Source organism: Neoalteromonas flava (genome assembly GCF_002807685.1).
Lineage (GTDB): Bacteria > Pseudomonadota > Gammaproteobacteria > Enterobacterales > Alteromonadaceae > Alteromonas_E > Alteromonas_E flava.
On record NZ_PEAX01000003.1, the window covers coordinates 220,728 to 239,600 of the forward strand.

An 18,873-nucleotide genomic window follows, 5' to 3' on the forward strand; every position below is an offset into this window, starting at 1 on the left:
TTTAAACCGGAAGAAATTAAAATTAAGTTGTACGGTTGATAGCGTCCTTAATCACTTTTTTTGTGCAGTAAAAATTGCTTCTGAAATGAGTTCATATTAATCTTCACGCCAGTAGCCGTATGGCTATGCAGTAAGCAAAAAGCACAGGGAAAGTGAAAAATATCGAGTCAATTGGCTCGAGGAGTTCAGGAATGTCCATTCCATAAATCTCATCACCTTGTCATCTCTGTTTAATCTTGCTTGGAAGTATAAGTTGGCAGATTTTGCCATTAGACAAATGTGGAAGTCGTAGTGCGTTTAACAAATTTCTTTAGAAAAATTTCAATCATTTTAGTTATCAGTTTCTTAATGGCAGGGTGTGCGGCAAACCGACAACCTCACATTGCTCTCGATACAAATCAATTAGCCGATACCAACAAAGTTTTTGGGGTTTTGGTTCAATACCCAGAGAAGGCGGCAACGACTCACATTTATGGTGCTAGCTGTTTGCTTTGCTATGGTGTGGCGGCCGCAATGACATCAAAGCTTGATGATCATCTGGAATCACAAGTTTCTACGGAAGAGTTAGCTAGTTTAAAGGATCTTGTATTTACCCGATATTTTGAAAAAGCAACTAATAAAGACAACGTTTACTGGGTAGAACTCAATGGACGGCTGGATAATTTACCAAAGTTTAAGAAAACCCAAGGCTATGCTAATCGAGACTTTCGCTCTCTCAGGGGCAAGCTTGGAGTGGATGTTTTAGTAGTTTTACAAGTAGACGAGCATGGGGCTTTTAGAAGCTTTAGCGGGTATATTCCCAATGGAGACCCTAAGGGCTATATCAAGGGTACTTTATATGCAGTCGATTTGCGGTCTAATGCTTATGTCCATTATTTGCCTTTTTCACAGTATGTGCAGCCTGAGGGTTACTGGGATGAGCCACCCACTTTCCCGAGTGTAACAACCTCTTATTATCAGGCCGTAGAAAACATCAAAATGCAGATTGAAAAAAACTTATAGGTTAATAGTGTGAAGTACTGGTTAGTTTTTGGCTTGCTGCTTGTTGTCGCGGGATGTGGCAGTACTCCTGTTAGAGATGGCTATGCACACCACATTAATTTACTCAACTCATCGTCCCTTAACACTAAGGCTTTGAACTTGCAGTTTATAGACGTTGATAAGATTGATGTACGCGGAGTCTATGATAAAAATGATACGGTGGGTGATAGTACTGTCTTGTATCAAGGTGGAGCTGGAGTGGTTGGCTTAATCGCCCAAGTAGGGATCCATTCGGCGATGGTCAATTCACAGCGTAATAAACGCTTGGACGCCGCCCAGAAGGCTGCCAACGACGCAATTGCGCCATTGATACAGGAAGTATCAGATATGTCCTTATTGGGATTGGTGTCACCGTCGCTGCAAAATGCTTTTCAAACAACACAGCACGGTGAACCTACCATCACTCTTGAGCCTATCTTTTACAGTTCACAAGACATGCAGCGCTTGTCGTTGAACATGATTGTTTCGTTAACACAAGTGAATTCTGCGAAACCCAACGCCAGAAAGGTTTTATATCGTAACTTAGTTAAAGTACATGCACCCGTAACCGATGGGCTGTTTGACCAACGTGCCAACAAGGTAGATAAATCATTATTAGAGAGAACGTCGGCGGCTATTTTGAATACTGCAATTAAAATAGCTGTCGATGATATTTCAGGTAAGTTTTCCGAGGTTAACGGTTCTGATAGGAGTTTTGTTTTCAAAGACGGTGAAGCAAACAGGATTATTCGTGGCGTAAAGGTGGCAGAACGCTGTGGTTTCGATGTTATACGAAATTTGCATCAATGGTATGTCGCAATTCCAAGTAAGCACGAAGCATATGATCAAAATAAACTGTGGTATTCAGACTTTATTTGTCAGACTGCTAATACTGCTTCATGACCAGATGTTGCGGTTGCTATTGCGTTAGTTTCATTCAACAGGGTTGGATTAGTTATACCGCAATATAAGTAAGCGCAGAAACTTACAGCTTTTAGTCGGAATAAAACTGCTATCATAATGATATGAATAGTAAACGTTACGAATGACAGTGGAATCAGAAAACGCCTTACTTAAAACGCTAGTTGATAAGATTAACAACGACACCCTTGTACTTCCAACCTTGCCTGCAATCGCAATGCGAGTGCGCGAAACTGCGCAAGATCCTGACGTTAATCTGAATAAAATGGCCGATGTGATTGCTTTAGATCCGTCACTCAGTGCGCGCATCATTAAATTAGCCAACAGCGCTTTGTACGCCCGTAATGTAAAGGCTGAAACAGTATCGCAAGCCGTTAACCGTATCGGTTTGGTGCAGATCAAAAACAATGCGATGGCGCTTGCTATGGAACAGCTATTTCTTAGTACCCACCCTTTGATCAAACAATATTTGGATCAAGTGTGGGAGCGCACCGTTAATGTAGTCGCGCATGCGCTTGCTATTTTTGAAACGTATAAACGGCAAAAAGGCAAAATTTCTCTGGATGCAGATGTTATGACCTTGGCCTTGTTGTTACACAATATCGGAGTTCTGCCAATCTTAACTGAAGCAGAACGGTTGGGCTCCGCATCGGTTACTCCCACTTTTTTAAATCAGGCTATTCAAAAACTGTCTGGGCGAATTGGCGGTGAAATTACTCGTGAATGGGATTTTGATGAGGGCGTGGTGCAAGTTGCTGAACATTGGCGCAATCTCAAAGTACAAAATCCAGCCGTAAGCTATTTAGATTTTGTGCGCATAGGTGCTGTTGCGAGCGGATACTTAAAAAGCCGGAAAGACGCGATAGTTACAGATAGCGTTAACAAGCAAATTATCAATTCAATTGATGACGTTGAAAGTGAAGACTTCTTTTGCTTAGTTGAGGAAAAAAAGTCTTTGTTTACATAACGCAAATGTTTCTAGCATCAAGAACCGTGGTTGTTAGGCTTTGCGTGTTGATTAAACATTCACTGACCGTGTGAAAGTTGTTTAATACGACGGATTAATTGATATCTAGTTCCACCTTCGAGTTCATGACAGTGCTGAGAAGGCAAATAATAATAAACTGTTTAGCTCTTCTGACGGCACGGCGGTTTTCGCGCCACAAAGCAACTCAAACCGGTTTTCTAACCCTAATTGTGCTAGCTCTTTCGTTAGGTCTGTCTTTAGCCGTTCAATAACACGCTCTATACTGTCCTCATTCGTATTCGAGCATAACCCGACAAAACTGTATTTTTCATATCGCCCCACAACGTCAGAGCCGCGCATGGATTGACGAAATGTTGAACCAAAACGGGTCATTAGCTCCTGATAAAGCTTTTGTTCGTTATGTTCGTCGATGTGTCCAGCAATATGAAAAAACACGAGTGAAACAGGAATATTATTCTGCTGAGCGTATCGCATGCTAATATTGCCTAATTCGAGGAAGGCTTCTTTAGTTGAGATACCTGTTTCAGAATCGATTGCCGGCGATGTTGCGATGATTAATTCTTGTTCAACAAGCGTTGATAATTCGCGTAATATTTGTTGTTCATCAGTACTTAAATTTCGTGCTCTTTGGTCAATCAAGCATAGCGTACCTAACTTACTACCATTCGGGTGAATAAGCGGCTGACCTGCATAAAAACGAATATGAGGCTCCCCGGTAACTAGTGGGTTGTCTTCGAAACGATTATCTTTTAGCGCATCGGGTACGATCAGGATTTGGTCTTGTTGTATGGCGTGGGTACAAAAAGAAATATCGCGAGGCGTTTCGTCGACATCTAATCCAACCCTAGACTTGAACCACTGACGGTTTTCATCGATCAGGCTAACAAGTACCGTAGGCATATCTAAAAGATTGCTCGCGAACTTAGTGATCCGATCGAACCGTTCTTCAGGCGGTATGTCCAAAACGCTGAGCGATTGCAACGTTTTGAGTCTTATGTTTTCTGTAAGTACCATGAAGCACCACCTGTAATTGCAAAGCTCATTCTACGTAGAATGTTTGTAATAATATCAACTTATACTGTTAGTGAGGCTTGAGAGTTCACTTCTTCATTTTTCGCGAAGTACAAAAATAGTACACAGATTAATCACTTTCACTTGATATGACCTTGCTACCTATTTAGTATTTTCGATGTTGTATGCATTACAGCGAAACAATAATTAAAAAAAGCATTTTTCTTAGTCAAAAATGCAACTAAAGGAAGTGAAAAATGAAAAAGTTAGTGAAGTCTCTTCTAATGACGACAGTGGCTGGCGCGATGAGCCTTGGCGTATCGGCAACTGAAATTCTTGATGATATTGAAAATGCACCGAATCTAATTACAGTTGGTGCGCCGGACGATCCTTTGTACGCTAATGCGGGTGAGAATTTGCGCAATGGTGTTGGTTCCATATTTATCCAGTTCAGCAATGGTGGTGGCTTTATTTGCACTGCAAGCGCGATCAGTAAAACGCACATCCTAACTGCAGCTCACTGTGTTAGAAATGCTGGTTCGACGCTATCGCGTTTGCGCTTTGTTTTGACTGCTGGACTTGATCAGCCAATGATTCTTGATGCAAAGTCATTTGCTGTACATCCATTTTACGATATTTTAAATCCTTTCCTAGGCGCTTTCGCGCATGGTGATATCGCTGTGGTTGAACTTGCTCAGCCATTACCGGACGAAATTGAAACATATGAACTTTACCGTACTCCTGATGAGTTCGGCTCGGAAACCCGTCACTATGGCCATGGCCGTTCAGGTAAGGGCAACAAAGGTGCAACAGGCGACGCCGATTTTTTCTATGCTAGAACGGGTTTAAACCAGTATGAGCAGGTACTCGAACCATTCTTAGGAACAGGCATTGACGATCAGTTATTACATGACTTTGATAGTGGTGGTAGCAAGCATAATGCAATGGAATGGTGGTTCTCATCTGATTTCCGTTGCAATAAAGAAAACGAAAGCAACCCGGGTCAGGCTCGTGATGGTAAATGCTCATCTCATAAAGATGGTAGTTACCCTGATTTCAAAGGTTATGGGGAATTTGAAACGGGTGTTGCGCCTGGCGATTCTGGTGGTCCAGGCTTCATCAATGGTAAAATTGCAGGTGTTCACTCGTTTGGATTTACGCATGGTTGCGACAATATAGCTAAGGGGACGGATTTTACCTGTGGACTAGATAGTTCATATGGTGAAATGTCAGGTGATACAAGGGTTTCTTACCATGCTGCTTGGGTTGACGCAGTGGTTGCAGGTGTTGTGTCATCGACTTCAATCCCTGAAGTTGCGGCGACTCAAGGAAACGGCAACGCTCCAGCAGCAGACGTTGCAGAGCGTGTTGGTGAGCGGGCTAAGTTCTTTGTTGAGAATGTTGTCTCTGCGCACATGAAAGGTAAAGCTAAGGTTCAATAATACCTTCGTTTTATTGTTGATTAGATATATCCGACAAAGCCGATGGTTTCTCGCCATCGGCTTTTTTGTTCACTACCTGATTGGGAGATATTCTGAATGTTTAAAAATACATTGCTTGATGCACAACATTAGCTAATGTTTGTTGGAATGAGAGAAGCTTGTTCTTTTCTGGTGTTAAGTTAGCGGAGAGCTTTAATCATTGAATTTCAATGTTAATACGCTATAGTCGTACTTAGTAAAACCTGTACTTTTGGACAGGCGAACTTGGTTTAATAAGTTCTGTATTCTGTTAGTGCACATCAATGGTGATGAGCTAAAAGGAGAATTTATGAAAACCAATAAACTTATGTTCGTTGCTGCGTTAGTTGTGGTCGCAGGTGTTTCTCACGCTGTTGTTACTCAACCTCAGCCTATTGTCGTCAAGGAATCAAAGGAGTTTGTGGACGTTTGTAAGCTGTTCCCGGAGACGTGCAGTGAAGAATCAGATGGCATGGGGAATGGCGGAGGAAACGAACCACCTATGTAACGTGTGGATATATTCGTTGTAAGAGATTTCATTCAGCAGTTTGGGCTGTACTTGCAGGTTATGGCATGTTTGGCCTACATCCTTAATTTCCGACGCGCAGATACATTTGTTTATCTGTGCGTTGGTATTCTGTTACTTACCCCAGCCCATTACGTGTACGAGCAGTATCTTTTAGAGTTAGCAATACTCCCAGAAAATCAGGCGTTCGTGCGCAATGCTTGGTACATTGGCTTCGCGATTACTGATATCGCTTTCGTGGCAATAGTGGTATTACTGGCGCGCAAAGCTCAATTGAAGTTTGATTTTGCGTCCAAAGTATTGGCCTACAGTTTTGTTAGTCTCGCGTTTATCCAGTTATTTCGTTACGTTGACAGGATCGTTTTGGAAACCGACATGTTAGGTTGGTTTTATCGAACCTCTGTGCCGACGATCAATAGCGGTGTCACTCTACTAATTGTGGTTTTTACTTTAGGTATGATCGCGGCTGATGGTAGGCGTGATTAAACCTTTAATAGTTCGGGCATTTGCCTAATGTCTGCCTCTACTTTCTCAATTCCTGCAGAATTAAACGGTCACGTCTATTTGGTTGGTGGCGCGGTTAGAGACAAATTACTCGGGCGTAAACCAAAAGATAATGATTATGTCGTAGTGGGTAAAACACCCGAGCAAATGGAGGCGTTGGGCTTTATCGCTGTGGGGGCTGATTTCCCCGTTTTTTTGCATCCGCAAACTAAGCAGGAGTTCGCTTTGGCGCGTACAGAGCGAAAGCAAGGCAGGGGATATAAAGGATTTATAGTCGATGCCAATGCAAATGTTACTTTGGAGCAGGACCTTGCGCGTCGAGATCTGACAATCAACGCAATGGCAATGACCTTAGATGGAGTATTAATCGACCCCTTTGGTGGAAGTAACGACCTACAGCAAAAGCTTTTACGCCATACTACATTGGCATTTGTCGAAGATCCGGTACGTGTATTACGCATTGCCAGATTTTACGCGCGTTTCGGTGATGATTGGACAATTCATGGGTCAACGCAAAACCTCATAGCTAACATGCAACAAAGTGGTGAACTGGAGTTTTTGGTTGCTGAGCGTGTTTGGGCAGAGACTGAAAAAGCCTTATCAGAGCCTCATCCACACTTATATTTCTATGCATTGAAGGGGCTGGGGATTTTTCCTGAAATTGAAGCTATGCAGGGTGTTGAACAGCCCGCGGAATATCATCCTGAGGGAGATGTGTTAACTCACACCATGTTGGCTCTTACTCGAGCCGCTGAGTTGGAGTGCGATACACAAACGCGGTTTGCCGTTTTGATGCATGATTTTGGCAAGTCGGTATGCTTTGAGCGCAATGGAGATTTACACGGTCATGAGGCAGCAGGATTGGAGCCGATAAAAGCATTTTGCCAGCGCTGGCGCGTACCCAATAAATTTCGAGAGTTAGCTTGCTTAACCAGCCAATGGCATACCCATTGCCATAGGATTACTCAACTTAAACCACAAACCCTGTATAAGTTTTTGATCCTAGGGATGGATGCTGTGCGACAGCCATTAAGATTTGAACAGTTTTTAATGGCTTGCCAATGTGATGCTCAAGGACGAGGACCAAGTGCGCGTACCAAACCATACCAACAGGCAGAATTTGCACGACAATTAGTTCAGCATTTGGCGCAATTTGACCACGCTAATGCTGCAAAAAAGGCTATCGCGGCAGGATTAGAAGGTGCGCGCATTGGCGAGTCTGTGCGCCGTGATGAACTTGAATATTTAAAGACTTTTTAGCTTTTCATTTGCACTGTCCGCTCTTGCATTGCACGTTTCAAGAGCTCCTTCTTCATGCAACGATAGATGCGACGTATAGAGCTTGCTAAGCAGCTGCCATTGTTCCTGAAGTACGTAATGATGCATTGATGAGTTGGGCGAGCCGCCACTGTCTATCCATCTTAAAACCGCGCATTTTTGCATTTCTTGGCGCTTATCATTCGCCGCGGCTATAGCTTGGATAGACCAATTCCAGGTACTTTCTGGATAAATTTGCGCAACAAAACGAGAGTTTTCGATCGCCTTTTTCCATTGTTTCTCTTGTAAATATATCAGACCTATATTTTCTAACGCTGATGCTAGCTCAACGTCATTAATTGATAGATTTACCGCTTTTTCAAAGTCACGACGGGCATGTTCAACCTCTCCCATGCGCAATAATACTAGACCTCGACGCCGATACACGGTGGGATAACGCTCTCCAATTGCAATCGCTGATTTATAGTCAGCCAAGGCCTTGTATAGGTTACTTTCCACATCGGTAAGCCTTACCCAAGTCAGGCCTCTGTCGACCAACACGCCATAGCGGATGCTATCATCAGCCGTGGCGACTAAATCAGTAAAAACTTCTATGGCTTGCTCAAATTGCTTACTGTCGAGCATAACCCGGCCTAATCCCCATTTAGCGAGCGCTTTGGTTGCTGGGAATTGAGAGGCCTTGTCAAACTCTCGTTTGGCAACAGTAAAATCCTTTTCGTCGAGAAAGTGAATGCCCTGCAAAAGGTGTGAAGAGCCGCTATCTGAATGGTCCTCAAGTGAGGTCTGCATCACGCGCAATTCTTCACTGTTAAGCGGCGCCTTTTGCAGATACTTCTCAGCTACATACAATGCCTTGTCTAAAGAACTGCTATTTAGTGCAAGTGCTTCAAACGATTGCTTAAATTGACTCATGTCATTAAACGATGCTTGCGTGCGCAGTTTGAAAGACTCACTTTCAGACTGTAATTGCTCTGTTTGCTCTCTCAACTCCTGCATTTCTGCACGTAGTGCTTTAAGTTCTTCACGATTGGTTGAATACTCAAGTGCTGCGTAGTAGAACGCGGTCGCGATTGCTAACACAATTAGCAACGCAGCGGTGAATGTGAGTTTTGCTTTGCGTCGACTTTCCTCTAAGTGAGCAACTGCTGCTTCGATGTCCTTGTGCATTTATTCAGCTCCTTTAGCTGCTTTGACTATGTTTGTGGTTTTGTCACAGAACTGCAGAAAAGTCTTAATTGCGTCTCCACCGCAGGAAACCTCAGAAATACTCTGTAGAAATACTTGTTTGTCATCTACGACAATCGAGCAAATAGTGAGCTTCGAAACACATTTCTCTGATGTATTTACCACCAGAAAAATAAAAATTACGCCGATAAGCATCAACCCGAACAGTACGACGAAGAACCACGGTTCAATCTTGTCTTTGGGGAAAAGATAAAAGGCAGATATCGCAACACCGATCATTAGGGTGATGATCAACCCGACTAAGAAACGTCGGTTTTTAAGGTTCATATTAATAATGTCTAACTTTACCTGCTCATAGCGTTTAGCAATTGTTTCCGCATCCCAGTGCTGGATGTTGCTCATCAGTCACCTCCATTTCAATCTTGAAAACTGTGATAACGCCTATCCGCCCTTATAATATAGATTAAATATTGTTCAATGTTTGCTTTTTTTCCTCTTTGCAGATGTGTTTTGGCATATTCGAATGGAGATAAAAATCACAAATAAAACTTACCGGCTAAAAGGTTTTAAAATTGACCTATTTTATATTCTATTTTAAACGTCAAAAAATGACGCGCTTAATCGTTATAGATTTCATTGCTTGGTTTATACTAACGTTTCTAATATCACGGTCTGTATTTATAAAATAAGGCTGTTGTGGGTGTTTCGAATTCTTTTGTTAATGTATTGTGAATTTGCGCTATCACAGTTATATTAATCTTCTTAACTCTTCTTAAATATTTAAGTTGATGCACTTCGGTTATGCTACTAACCATTAGCCAATTAAAGTAGAGGGCGTTGTCATTAAAGGAAAAATGAATCTCAAACAGGTTGCTAATGCACTAGGCGTATCTACAGCAACAATCTCTAATGCCTTTAATCGGCCAGATCAATTATCAGCGAAATTGCGCGAGCGCATTTTAACGGAATCGGCCAAATTGGGATATCACGGACCTAACCTCGCTGCACGAACGTTGCGTCGTGGCGAGTCAGATGTGATCGGTGTCATGTTGTCTGATTCCTTAAGCTATAGTCTATCTGACCCGGTAGCGAGTCAGTTATTGCAGGGTATCGCTGACGTCTTGGTGGAAAAAAACAAGCACATGTTGTTGTTGTCCAGTCATGTCGATAATTCTGAACAACGCGGCGCAGAATCATTGCCAGATGGTTTTATTCTATATGGCACAATTAACGATGAGACTTACGAGCGGATATTGCGTACCGGAAAACCTCTTGTAGTAGTGGATTTCGACGGTGGCACATCTGCCTCGGTCAACATTGATAATCAACAAGGCGCCTACCAAATAGCGAATCTTGCGATTGGTACTAATGACGAAGTTGCGATCCTCGGACTGAGGTTGATCGATTCCAATCGCGTGTGTCGCTTGACTCAGGATGATATTGAAATTGAGTATAAAGAAATATCCAGAGATCGGTTGGCAGGTTTTTTTAAGGCCGCTAAAGAAGTAGGTCAGAATATTCCTGCTGATGCAATTTGGAATATTCCTCTTAATACTCCATCTAACGCAGAAATCGCGGCACGAGAAGCATTAACCAGAACCCCGCGACCGAGTGTCCTTCTTTGTATGAGTGATGTAATAGCATTATCTGCAATTAGAGTTGCCAAAGGGCTTGGGTTGCGCGTACCCGAAGACGTTTCGATAACCGGCTTCGACGGGATCCCGGAAGCAGAGCGTTCAACCCCCGCGCTGTCTACCGTATGTCAGCAAAGTATTGAAAAGGGCAAGTTGGCAGCGACGATGCTGCTGTCGGGTGAGAACAAACAAGTGGTATTCGCCACTCGCGTGGTGGAGCGCGACTCAATTCGATCGCGCTGAACGATTACCTTGCTTAATATTGAGCGCGTAGCCAACTAACCTGATAAGGCGCTAGAACTAGGTCTTGATCGAAGTAATCGTATTCCACGTTTTGGAGTAGATCTTGTAGTTTTCGATGACCAATGGTCTCCAAAACTTTCTTATCAACTCGCTGTGTATGCTCGCTGAAGTTATGTAACGCGAGCAGCTTTTCACTGCTTTCGTTGAGCCGCAAGAAAGCAAACACATGAGGATTGTTAGTCACCAAAATTTGAGTGTCTGCCTCGCCTAGTATTGGCAGCGACTTGCGTAACTGAACCAATTTTTGTAACCCTTTAAAAATACGACTTTCGGGACTTTTGCTATCCTTTGCTCGTGCAATGTCAGAATCTTTAACTGGGATGCGCTGAACCCACCGTGCATCGTGTTGCTTTGAGGGAACCTGCTGATAAGAGTAATCATTCAATAAGCCAAGTTCATCACCAGAATACAACAGCGGGATCCCGCCAATGCCAAATATAACCGTGTGCACTAGTAATATACGAGCAATGGCATGTTCTATATGCTCTTGATCACCTAGTGCGATTGCTTTTTCTAGCCCTGCAAGTGAAGCGAGTGAACCGCACACTCGACAGTCGCCATTCGTTGGGTTTTCAGCAAAAGCTACGCCTGTCGCAAAACTGCCCTCAAATCGACCGGTATAAAATTGATTCAGAAAATAGCGATGGTCATCTGCATTAATGCCTAATTGCCAGGCGACATTATCGTCAAAGGTCCAACCGATATCATCATGACAACGCACGTAATTGACCCAGCTACATGCTGAACTAATGGTAAAACTTCGTCGCATTGAATCAGTCAAAAGGTGCGTTTTTCGAGTAGCTAAACTATTCCAAATTAGTGCCATTAAAAGGGGATTATAGGAGAGTTGGCATTCTTCAGGCGCAATGTATTTATTGACTTCATCGGGATGAACGATGGCTTCGGATTTAAAAACAACCGCAGGGGCTACAATCCGCAGGCAACTGTTAAATGCTTGAATAAGACGATGTGCATTGGCTTGGTTTTCACAGTTTGTCCCCATTTCCTTCCAGATAAAAGCTAAGGCGTCCAGTCGCAATGCTTCGCAGCCAATATTAGCTAGAAACAGCATTTCACCGACGATAGCATTGAATACGGCAGGGTTTGAATAATTTAAATCCCATTGGAAATTGTTAAATGTGGTCCAGACCCATTTACCAGACTCCTCATTCCAAGTGAAATTACCGCGCCTAACTTGCGGAAAGATTTCGCGTAGGTGTCGCTCGTATTGGTCCGGAAGTGTTCGGTCATCGAACATGTAGTAAAATTCTTGGAAATCTCTATCGCCTGTTTTAGCGGCCTGGGCCCAACGGTGTTCATCGGAGGTGTGATTAAAAACGAAATCTAAAACTAAACTAATATCGGCCTCTGCTAACGCTTTGGATAAAGCTTCGAGGTCATTCACGTTACCTAATTGCGGATTAACGGTGCGGTAATCGGATACTGCATAGCCGCCGTCACTATCACCCTCTGGAGATTTGTATAAGGGCATCAAGTGTAGATAGCTGATCCCGAGTGTTTTCAAATACGGAATTTTACGGATAACGCCGCTTAAGTCTCCAGCAAACAAATCAACATATAAAGCCATGCCCACCATGTTTTCACTGCGATACCACTGTGGATCATTCAGCCTTTTCTGATCATGGTTTTTAAGTCTACGTGAGCGTTCAGCATAACCTGTCAGCATGATTTTGAGTAGCGCTTGAATATGAAAGTAAAAGTCGTAGCGATGACCATAGATTTCGTGCAGCAAAGTAAATAGCTGCGTAAACTCTTCTTCCAGTCGTGTAACGAAAGTCTTTTGTTGAGCTTTAGTAAGCTGTTTCAGATCGAGGTCTGAGAGAACGCGCTGCAGTGTTCTTTGACTTTCTAGTTGTAGATCCATAGTGCTCCACCTACGTTACCGCATGAGTCATTTTTGCTGACTAAGAATAAAAAGCGACATTGTTGCTTTCACATTTTATTTACACATTGCGACTTACTCGCTATATTAACTTAAACGTTTTAGAGTAAGTCGGATGATTTGTCAACTAGCAAACCAGTTTTGCTAGTTTAAAGTGAGGGTAAAATGAGTAACGCACCATATGTTGCAGCCATAGAAGCCGGCGGGACGAAGTTTAATTGCGCCTTGGTCGATGCTAACCGCAATATTATTGCACAACAACGAGTAGCAACTACAACGCCAGACAAGACTATCGGTGAAGCAATACAGTTTTTTCAGCGACTACGTGACCAGGGGTTCGATTTCGCACGACTAGGGCTAGCATGTTTTGGCCCTTTGGATTTGCAAGCAAACTCAGACACCTTTGGTAGTATCGCTCGCACACCGAAGCCTGAATGGAGTAATACACCAATTAAGCAGTGGCTTGAACGAGAGCTTCAAGTGCCAGTTGCGTTGGATACCGATGTGAATGCCGCAGCACTGGCTGAGTCACTTTGGGGCGCAGCGCAGCACGCATCGGTTGCTGTTTACGTTACCGTGGGCACCGGTGTTGGAGTAGGGGTGGTGATCAATGGACAAACGTTAAAAGGACTGGTGCACCCAGAGGTCGGTCACTGGTTAGTTCCAAAGCCTACTGCGCTGGAGGGGCAGTGCCCGTTTCATGGCAGCTGCATCGAAGGATTGGCTTCGGGGACGAGTATGCGGCAGATTTGGCAGACGCCAGCACACGAGCTGCCGCTCGATCATCCGGCATGGGATGCAGAAACTGATGTGTTGGCCCTACTGTGTCATAACCTGATGCTGGCCTACAGTCCATTTAAAATAATTATCGGTGGAGGCGTTATGGCGCGCGCAGAATTGTACACAGAAGTTGCTCGCAAAACCGCGCATTCACTCGCGGATTATTTGGTGTTGCCACAGGGTGTAGAGTTTAGCGATATTATTCAGCCGCCGGGTCTGAGTGATAAAGCTGGGATCTTGGGGGCTTATGCGCTTACATTTCAGTAGTTAGGCAAAATGTAATGCTTTGTTACGAATTCCTCTGCTTAAAAAGCCGCTCAACTATTGAGCGGTTTTTTATTGTTCTCCTATACTGAAACACTGTTTAGCCCGTCACTTTTATTTAAGGGTGAGTATTTTGCGGGCATTCGCCGTGTGTTAATAGCGGTTCAACGGGAGTAGGTCGCATTCAGTATGTACCTGTGTTACCAAATTCCAGATAAAAAATAAAACTAGCAGACAGAGGAAGAGAAATGGAACGACGCGATTTTATTAAGCTCGGCGGTGCCGCCGGAATGGGAGCGCTAATGCTACCTGTTTCCGGGATCGCGGTTAGCGCAGATCAGCTATTGGATAAACCCATGGATGTCGCTTATAAGAAAAAGTTGGCAAACATTGCGTTAAACGCCGCAAAAGCAAAGGGGGCAACTTATGCCGATGCGCGGATTGGTCGCTACTTGAACCAATTTGTGACCACCAATGAAAATCGCGTTGATAATATTGTTAATACAGAATCTGCTGGTATCGGCATCCGCGTTATTGCGAATGGTACTTGGGGCTTTGCATCTACCTCTAACATGACTCCCGATAGTATCGCCCGCACCGCAGAGAGAGCGGTCGCGGTCGCGAAAGCGAATTCTAAATTTCAAACTGAGCCGGTAAAACTGGCACCCGTCAAAGGTGTGGGTGATGTTAGTTGGCAAACGCCAATTAAGAAAAACGCGATGGAAATTCCGGTCAAAGAGAAGGTAGATCTATTGCTTTCAGTGAATGACGCAGCCATGCAGAATGGGGCTAACTTTATTACTTCAGTGCTCTTTTTAGTTAATGAGCAAAAGTACTTTGCTTCTACTGATGGCTCATATATTGATCAAGATGTGCACCGACTATGGGCACCGTTTTTTGCCACGGCAATTGGTGAAAGTGGCTTTAAACAACGAACCAGTCTTGGGAATCCCGTAGGCATGGGCTTTGAATATTTGGATGGTAAAGAAGAAGACAAGATCCGAGTTTCTGGCGCCAATGTTGGCTACAAAAATAGCTACGATATGATTGAGGATGCGGCTGCTGCGGGTAAACAACTACAAGCAAAACTGAAGGCTAAATCGGTAGAACCGGGTAAATATGACTTGGTACTCGATCCTGCTCACCTCATGCTCACAATCCATGAGTCAGTTGGGCACCCATTAGAACTAGACCGTGTATTGGGCTATGAAGCAAACTTTGCAGGTACTAGCTTTGCCACATTAGATAAATGGCGCAGCGGCAAATTCCAGTACGGTTCTGACATCGTTAATTTGTTTGCAGACAAAACCCAACCTACCTCTTTGGGTAACGTTGGTTACGACGACGAAGGTGTTAAAACCAAAGAATGGGATTTGGTGAAAGATGGGATCTTGGTTAACTATCAGGCAATTCGCGACCAAGTCCACATGATCGACCAGAACGAGTCGCATGGTTGCTGTTATTCGCAGAGCTGGCGTGATGTTCAGTTCCAGCGTATGCCAAACGTTTCCTTGCGACCAAATAAAGAAGATTTATCTGCTGATGATGTTATCAAAGACGTTGAAGATGGGATCTATATTGCCGGTCGTGGATCTTTCTCTATCGATCAACAACGCTATAACTTCCAATTTGGTGGGCAACTGTTCTATGAGATCAAGAACGGTAAAATTACTGAACAGATTGAAGATGTTGCTTATCAATCCAATACCCAAGAATTTTGGAACAACTGTGTGCAAATGGCAGGACAGTCGGATTACCGCTTAGGAGGCTCGTTCTTTGACGGAAAAGGGCAACCTTCACAGGTCAGTGCGGTTTCGCACGGGTGTCCTACCACGCGCTTTAACAACGTGAACGTGATCAACACGGCGCGCAACGTCTAAGTCGAATTAAGAAGGAATAGAAAATGACAATAATGACTGAAAAAGACGCGCAAGCCCTATTAAAGAAAGTGGTAGCGTTGTCTAAAGCTGATGAATGTGAATGTAATTTAGAAGGCCGCGTTGGTGGGAATATTCGGTATGCCAGAAATACAGTATCCACCGCGGGTGAAGAAAGTGACCTTACGCTGGCCGTGCAATCAACGTTTGGCAAGCGCACTGGTGTGGCAACGATCAATGAGTTTGATAATGCCTCATTGGAAAAAGTGGTTAGACGGTCAGAAGAATTAGCTAAATTAGCACCGGAAAACGAAGAGCATATGCCGGTGTTTGGTAAACAAGAGTACGTTAAATCAAAAACCTATTTTGATTCTACCGCAAGCGTTTCGCCTGAAGATAGAGCTCAAGCTGCGGAAAACAGTATCGCTCCGTCGAAGAAGAACAAACTCGTATCCTCGGGCTTTTTGGAAGAAGCGGTGACCTTTACTGCGATCATGAACAACAAAGGCTTGTTTGCTTACAATAAGAGCACCAATGTGGACTTCTCAGTGACGATACGCACTGAAGATGGCAAGGGTTCTGGCTGGGTAACCCGCAACTACAGCGACTACAAAATGCTTGATACCGCCAAAGCCTCAAGCATTGCTATTCAAAAAGCCAAGGGTAGTGTTGATGCAAAAGCTATGGAACCTGGCAAATATACCGTCATACTTGAGCCGGCTGCCAGTGTCGGGTTGCTTAATAACATGGCATTTAACTTCGGTCAGCGTGCCGCTGATGAAGGCCGCAGCTTCTTGAGCTACAAACCAAAAGAAGGTGAAGACGCGGAAAAAGCGCCAAAGAACCGATTGGGCGAGAAAATGTTTGATGAGCGCGTCACGATGTATAGTGACCCACAGCATCCTGTTGCTCCTGCAGCACCATTCGGTGGTGATGGCTTCCCGCGTAAACGCGTAGATTGGATCAAAAATGGAGTGGTAATGAATATGCCAAACACTCCATATTGGGCGAAGAAAACCGGTGTGCCTTACATCCCTAATGGTGGCAACATCATTATGGAGGGCGGTGATCAGTCTCTCGAAGATATGATTGCAAGTACGCGCCGCGGTGTATTAGTCACACGCTTATGGTATATCCGTCAGCTCGATCCACAAACATTGTTATACACAGGATTAACCCGCGATGGGACTTTCTACATTGAGGACGGTAAGATCAAATTCCCGATCAAAAACTTCCGCTTCAATGAGAGCCCAATTGTAATGCTCAATAACATTGAAGCATTGGGGGAACCTCAGCGGATCGACGGCAACATGATCCCAACAATGAAAGTCAGAGATTTCACCTTTAGTAGTTTATCTGACGCGGTGTAAATAGATATAGCACCATCAACCACATTAGTTGTGTTGATGGTGCTCATCCGTCTGTTGGCTTCTATTCGCGGTCCATATCACTATTGTAGTTCTCAAGCAGTGGCTCAATCATGCATGTAAATCGTCGACGCTTTTTAAAATCCAGTGCGTACCTCGCAGTTGCAGCTGCACTCCCAAGCGCAGTGCATGCTCAATCGTATGACTTTTATTTTACGCGATTAAGCTATGAGTCAGGCAACTGGGATGTGGATGAACGGATGCCAGCGAATGTTCTCAATTCATTAATTGAATACACGAGTCTGCGCGTTGATTTAACCGAAAGGATTGTGCCTCTCAGCGATCCGATCATGCTGACAGCTCCATTTTGCTACATGGCGGGGCATCGACTAGTTCAGTTTACCCGACAAGAACGGCAAAATTTTGAGACTTACGTCCGCAACGGTGGTTTTGTCTTTGTTGATGATTGTAACCATGACATTGACGGGATGTTTGCGCGTTCGTTTGAACGTCAAATGGCAGAAATTTTTGGGCCTGATGCGCTGCAAAAAATTCCCAATGATCACCCGTTGTATTCGTCATTTTTTGAGTTTGATGGGCCCCCGCGAACCTCAATGGAGTTGAATGGGTGGGGCGATGATCTGGTCCATGAATATTTAAAAGCAATAATAATTAACGGTCGTATCGGCGTTCTCTATAGCAACAAAGACTTTGGTTGTGAGTGGGACTATGACTTTCGCAATAAGCGCTGGTTGCGCGTCGACAATACCAAGTTCGCTGTCAATATTGTGATGTATGCAATGACGGCCTGATGGAATGAAATTATGCAAACAACAGAGTTAACCTCCGAAACAGAGGTACAAGCGGCGCTAAGCAAATTAGACGCGGTTAGCGCTGAAATAGGCAAGGTTATTGTCGGACAGCACTCGGTCGTGCAGCAATTATTGATCAGTTTACTTGCCGGCGGACATTGCTTGCTTGAAGGGGTTCCTGGTTTGGCCAAGACGCTTATGGTAAGCAGCTTAGCCGACGCGTTGGCGATGAGTTTTAAACGTATTCAATTTACGCCTGATCTAATGCCAAGTGATATTTTGGGTACCGAAATACTCGAAACAGATCACGATAGCGGAGATAAGTTCTTTAAATTTCAACAAGGACCGGTATTTACTCAAATCCTGTTAGCTGATGAAATTAATCGTACACCAGCCAAGACTCAAGCCGCTTTGTTAGAGGCCATGCAAGAGCGGCAAATTAGTTATGCCGGGGAAATTCGTCCACTCCCACAACCGTTTTTTGTCTTAGCGACCCAAAATCCCGTTGAACAGGCAGGTACCTACCCATTGCCAGAAGCGCAATTGGACCGGTTTTTGATGTTTGTCAAAGTGGATTACCCCACGTTTAGCGATGAAGTTGCGATACTGCAGCGCACGACGGGTGTGGAAAAGGCGTCTATTCAGGCGCAACTGACAGGTGAAGAAGTATTGGCCTTGCAAGGTCTCGTTCGGCAAGTAGAAATCAGTGATGCAATAACGGAATGGGTTGTTCAACTAGTGCAAAACACCCGACCTCAAAGCACTAATAGTGATCAGGTTAAGCAATTCGTGCAATGGGGAGCAGGGCCACGATGTGGTCAAGCTTTAGTATTATGTGCCAAGGCCCATGCCTTGCTGGAACGACGCTTTGCCGTCACGGCTGATGACATACGTGCCGTTGCACCGGCAGTCATGCGTCATCGTCTATTGTTGAACTTTCAAGCTGAAGCACAAAGCGTAATGGTAGATGATGTGATTGAACAATTGGTTGAAGGGACACCGCTACCGGTGAGTCCGTTGTCATAAATTCGATGTCCCAG

17 protein-coding genes are annotated in these 18,873 nt (G+C 44.1%); 13 read left to right on the forward strand and 4 right to left on the reverse strand.

Annotated elements, in window-relative coordinates; genetic code table 11:
• The first annotated feature begins 291 nt into the window (after positions 1 to 291).
• From CSH92_RS07050 to CSH92_RS07060, 3 genes are all read left to right on the forward strand, one after another.
• A complete protein-coding gene (locus tag CSH92_RS07050; protein WP_240612755.1) occupies positions 292 to 1,002 on the forward strand; it encodes a hypothetical protein in 711 nt (236 codons plus the stop codon).
• A 9-nt stretch (positions 1,003 to 1,011) separates the two neighbouring features.
• Positions 1,012 to 1,923, forward strand: coding sequence for a hypothetical protein (locus CSH92_RS07055; protein ID WP_100656920.1), 912 nt, complete (start codon positions 1,012 to 1,014; stop codon positions 1,921 to 1,923).
• Between the two features lie 148 nt (positions 1,924 to 2,071).
• Complete coding sequence (locus CSH92_RS07060; protein ID WP_100657466.1) at positions 2,072 to 2,908, forward strand: HDOD domain-containing protein; 837 nt, start codon at positions 2,072 to 2,074, stop codon at positions 2,906 to 2,908.
• Between the two features lie 123 nt (positions 2,909 to 3,031).
• Here the strand turns inward: CSH92_RS07060 and CSH92_RS07065 are convergent, their stop codons facing one another.
• Positions 3,032 to 3,943 carry a sensor domain-containing diguanylate cyclase gene (locus CSH92_RS07065; RefSeq protein ID WP_100656921.1) on the reverse strand — a complete coding sequence of 304 codons (912 nt, stop codon included), beginning with the start codon at positions 3,941 to 3,943 and terminating at the stop codon, positions 3,032 to 3,034.
• Positions 3,944 to 4,197: 254 nt separating this feature from the next.
• On the opposite strand from CSH92_RS07065, the gene CSH92_RS07070 reads away from it, so the two are divergent.
• The 4 genes from CSH92_RS07070 to CSH92_RS07085 all read left to right on the forward strand — a co-directional run bounded on the left by CSH92_RS07070 (position 4,198) and on the right by CSH92_RS07085 (position 7,690).
• The gene (locus CSH92_RS07070) at positions 4,198 to 5,382 is read left to right on the forward strand and encodes a trypsin-like serine protease (RefSeq protein WP_100656922.1); all 1,185 of its coding nucleotides are present in this window, start codon (positions 4,198 to 4,200) and stop codon (positions 5,380 to 5,382) included.
• A gap of 328 nt (positions 5,383 to 5,710) precedes the next feature.
• The gene (locus CSH92_RS07075; RefSeq protein ID WP_100656923.1) at positions 5,711 to 5,908 is read left to right on the forward strand and encodes a hypothetical protein; all 198 of its coding nucleotides are present in this window, start codon (positions 5,711 to 5,713) and stop codon (positions 5,906 to 5,908) included.
• A 3-nt stretch (positions 5,909 to 5,911) separates the two neighbouring features.
• A complete protein-coding gene (locus CSH92_RS07080; RefSeq protein ID WP_100656924.1) occupies positions 5,912 to 6,412 on the forward strand; it encodes a hypothetical protein in 501 nt (166 codons plus the stop codon).
• A gap of 27 nt (positions 6,413 to 6,439) precedes the next feature.
• Positions 6,440 to 7,690 carry a multifunctional CCA addition/repair protein gene (locus CSH92_RS07085; protein WP_100656925.1) on the forward strand — a complete coding sequence of 417 codons (1,251 nt, stop codon included), beginning with the start codon at positions 6,440 to 6,442 and terminating at the stop codon, positions 7,688 to 7,690.
• On the opposite strand, the gene CSH92_RS07090 is transcribed toward CSH92_RS07085, so the two are convergent.
• Both CSH92_RS07090 and CSH92_RS07095 read right to left on the reverse strand, forming a co-directional pair.
• On the reverse strand, positions 7,676 to 8,875 hold the full coding sequence (locus CSH92_RS07090; protein WP_100656926.1) for a tetratricopeptide repeat protein: 1,200 nt from the start codon (positions 8,873 to 8,875) through the stop codon (positions 7,676 to 7,678). The genes CSH92_RS07085 and CSH92_RS07090 overlap by 15 nt on opposite strands.
• Positions 8,876 to 9,295 (reverse strand): hypothetical protein, encoded by a 420-nt coding sequence (locus CSH92_RS07095; protein WP_100656927.1) that lies wholly within the window; start codon positions 9,293 to 9,295, stop codon positions 8,876 to 8,878.
• A 452-nt stretch (positions 9,296 to 9,747) separates the two neighbouring features.
• Here CSH92_RS07095 and CSH92_RS07100 point away from each other — a divergent pair, with 452 nt between their 5' ends.
• Positions 9,748 to 10,770 carry a LacI family DNA-binding transcriptional regulator gene (locus tag CSH92_RS07100; protein ID WP_100656928.1) on the forward strand — a complete coding sequence of 341 codons (1,023 nt, stop codon included), beginning with the start codon at positions 9,748 to 9,750 and terminating at the stop codon, positions 10,768 to 10,770.
• 13 nt (positions 10,771 to 10,783) lie between these two features.
• Here the strand turns inward: CSH92_RS07100 and CSH92_RS07105 are convergent, their stop codons facing one another.
• Positions 10,784 to 12,715, reverse strand: a complete 1,932-nt coding sequence (locus tag CSH92_RS07105; RefSeq protein WP_100656929.1) for an amylosucrase — start codon at positions 12,713 to 12,715, stop codon at positions 10,784 to 10,786.
• A 183-nt stretch (positions 12,716 to 12,898) separates the two neighbouring features.
• Here CSH92_RS07105 and CSH92_RS07110 point away from each other — a divergent pair, with 183 nt between their 5' ends.
• From CSH92_RS07110 to CSH92_RS07130, 5 genes are all read left to right on the forward strand, one after another.
• Positions 12,899 to 13,780 (forward strand): ROK family protein, encoded by an 882-nt coding sequence (locus CSH92_RS07110; RefSeq protein WP_100656930.1) that lies wholly within the window; start codon positions 12,899 to 12,901, stop codon positions 13,778 to 13,780.
• 245 nt (positions 13,781 to 14,025) lie between these two features.
• Entirely contained in the window at positions 14,026 to 15,657 is a 1,632-nt protein-coding gene (locus CSH92_RS07115) for a TldD/PmbA family protein (RefSeq protein ID WP_100656931.1), read from the forward strand.
• Positions 15,658 to 15,680: 23 nt separating this feature from the next.
• Entirely contained in the window at positions 15,681 to 17,024 is a 1,344-nt protein-coding gene (locus CSH92_RS07120; protein ID WP_100656932.1) for a TldD/PmbA family protein, read from the forward strand.
• Positions 17,025 to 17,134: 110 nt separating this feature from the next.
• Entirely contained in the window at positions 17,135 to 17,833 is a 699-nt protein-coding gene (locus CSH92_RS07125) for a DUF4159 domain-containing protein (RefSeq protein ID WP_100656933.1), read from the forward strand.
• Between the two features lie 12 nt (positions 17,834 to 17,845).
• Positions 17,846 to 18,859: an AAA family ATPase gene (locus CSH92_RS07130; protein ID WP_100656934.1), complete on the forward strand. Its 1,014-nt coding sequence runs from the start codon at positions 17,846 to 17,848 to the stop codon at positions 18,857 to 18,859.
• Positions 18,860 to 18,873 lie beyond the last annotated feature (14 nt).